Genomic DNA, 2,692 nt, shown 5'->3' with positions numbered 1-2,692 from the left:
CGATTGTAATTATACAAAATTTTAATCATTGCCCGAATACCATATTCAGGACTGACAAACTGACAGAAAGATTGGTCGGTACGTTGTGATTCCGGTACCAAGCCTTGCCAATCATCACCCCAACGAATGTTGCCAGGGTTATTGTTTCGAATACCTCTACTCATAATTCACTCCTACTGTTTATTACCTGTTTTGTTATTAACAACTTTTCTTAAGATCTGACCAAAATAGTCAGTTCCCAGATAACCAATAATGACACTGCCGATGTAAGCCAAGTCCGTGCTCATACCAAAAAACTTCAACACATCACGGATAAACCAGGCAATCATGGCACACATAATAGAATCCATAATTGTCGTCCAAAATTTACCGCCGTTATATCGACCTCTGAGATAAGCCATTGCGGCAGCTAGTGCCGCACCTATACCCTGTTCTTTGACTGACAGCAGCCATACCCATAGCTGCATCCAGATGTCAGGCTGTTTATCCATGTATTTCATCCTTTACTCCCATTCATATAATGGGAATCCATAGGCTGCCGTGTAGCCTTAAATTTGAGTTAATAGGAATACTGCGAAATCAGTAGAATAAGAAAAGGCCACACATAGCGCAGCCTTAAATTTTATAAGGTGATTACTTGCATTTAGTATAATACCGAGCTCATCAACAAACTCTGGTTGTGTATCATTACGTATAAGGGAATAATAATAATTAACAGATATATAATTTATTCAGGCATTAACTATTTCAATACCCTATCCCTAAATTAAAAAACAAGGCGTTATTACCTTACCTTGTACTTGCTGATTTTGAGTAGCAACATGAGTACCATATATTTAAACTCTGAAATATATTGTTGTTTTGTTATAGAGACCTCATTTTTGCTGATTCATTTAAAAGCAAAATAAGTGCTAAATCAAGGCTAAATCACTCTTCCCTCTTCTAATATAAATACCTTTGTTCTTATCAAATTGCTCAAGTATCCCTAAATGTATGCTGATATTCTCAATCATTTAACCTAGAAAAATAAATTCTAGCATATCATAACCACTAGCCCATAAATCTCCTTAATACTAAGATTAAATTACAACGTATAATAAACCATAATTCATGATAATCATGTACACCTAGTAATAAATCTCTCAGAGCAATTTTCTCAACAAAACGTTTCGCAAGTAATTTTTTTAAGGAGGGATCTTGTATCCTTTTTCTATACAAAATAAAAAAACTGCCAACCTCTCGTATTGCATGACGGCTCAGTGATCTTCTTAACGATTTTTCACCTTTAATCTCTTTTGAGATTTCAATAATTGAATCAACGACAGTAATATAACTATCAGCCCGATGATATAATTTTTTAATTTCTCTTGAGCGAGTTATTGATTCCAAATTATGTCGATAACAATATAATAACTCCTCACAAAATCCAATTCGATTCGCTATAAGTGACAAATTAATTGTCCATAAGATATCTTCATGAAGGGTATTTTCTCTAAAACTTAGTTGGTTATTTATAATAAGATCTTTTTTAATAAGTTGTAACCAAACAAAATGTGGCCATTCTCTACATTCAACACAATATTCTATCCACTCTTTACCCGTTAATACCCGGCCATAAGGTTGTCTACGTGTTATCCTTTTATTCTCTTGTGAAAATGGATCTTCTGTAAAACTGACTCCATTGCCAATTAACACATCTAATTTCTGTTCAATAGCTTGATCAAGCCATTTTCTTAGTATTTGTGGTTTCAACCAGTCGTCACTATCAACAAATAAAACCCACTCTCCTCTCGCATATTTTATGCCATCATTCCTAGCTATTGAAACACCACGATTTTCTTGATTGAATATCCGTATTCTATTATCTCTTTTTTTATATTCATTAATGACTTCCAAGCTATTATCCGTTGAGCCATCATTAATAATGACAACCTCAAAATTAACATTTTCTTGTACAGATATTGAATCCAACAAATAGACTATATTGTTTTCATCGTTAAATATAGGGATAATGATAGTAATATCAAACTTAAACATCTATAGTCCTTTTAATAAGTTAGTTGTTTTTGATAAAAATATTATTTTCATAGTAAAAATGTGCCTTTTCCCCATTGCTATTCACAGACCATACAATACTTTAAGCGTCAGTTATAGATGGAGTTAAAAATTTTCATCAAAAAAGCAAACAATTAAGTGTGATAATGATGGAAGGATATATCGGGAATTTAGGTATTACTGTCTCTTGTAAGGATAGCGATAGTGATCAGAACCAATTGGAACAGTTTAAATAAATCGGTAAATATAGCAGATAAAATTAACAGAATATTTTGGACTTGCCAAGATTACTATGATTTTCCACATACAAATGCAATTAAACATTTTAAGGTGAAAAAACCATATATAACCAAGTGCAAGAAATGGAAGGAAATAATATAGGAGGAGTAAAAACATTAACTATATTTACCTTCATCAATAATATAGAAGATGTGAATCTTACATACTATAATTGGCAGAAAATATTAAGTTAAGTATTTATGTGGATACCACTCTTATTTCATCTATAATTAAATAGCTTTTATTTAATGAATAGATGAGAACATTTAATTATAATCGTAAAATTAGCTATTGAAATATTAACTTATTATCTTATATGGATAGTTAACATTAAATAACATCAGATTAAACTGGATAA

At 31.7% G+C, this 2,692-nt stretch carries 2 protein-coding genes and 1 pseudogene; all 3 read right to left on the bottom strand.

Annotated features, from left to right (window positions below; genetic code table 11):
- A pseudogene (locus V2H77_RS00890) lies at positions 1 to 164 on the bottom strand (structural protein); the annotation flags it as partial.
- 9 nt (positions 165 to 173) lie between these two features.
- Entirely contained in the window at positions 174 to 500 is a 327-nt protein-coding gene (locus tag V2H77_RS00885; protein WP_049582457.1) for a phage holin, lambda family, read from the bottom strand.
- A 550-nt stretch (positions 501 to 1,050) separates the two neighbouring features.
- A complete protein-coding gene (locus tag V2H77_RS00880) occupies positions 1,051 to 2,037 on the bottom strand; it encodes a glycosyltransferase (RefSeq protein WP_341497293.1) in 987 nt (328 codons plus the stop codon).
- Positions 2,038 to 2,692 lie beyond the last annotated feature (655 nt).

The organism is Photorhabdus sp. P32, assembly GCF_038085095.1.
GTDB lineage: Bacteria > Pseudomonadota > Gammaproteobacteria > Enterobacterales > Enterobacteriaceae > Photorhabdus > Photorhabdus luminescens.
This window is presented reverse-complemented; position numbering and strand designations above follow the sequence as displayed.

Coding starts and splice junctions, on each gene's coding strand:
- V2H77_RS00885 (WP_049582457.1), bottom strand. CDS start 500: ATGAAATACATGGATAAACAGCCTGACATCTGGATGCAGCTATGGGTA.
- V2H77_RS00880 (WP_341497293.1), bottom strand. CDS start 2,037: ATGTTTAAGTTTGATATTACTATCATTATCCCTATATTTAACGATGAA.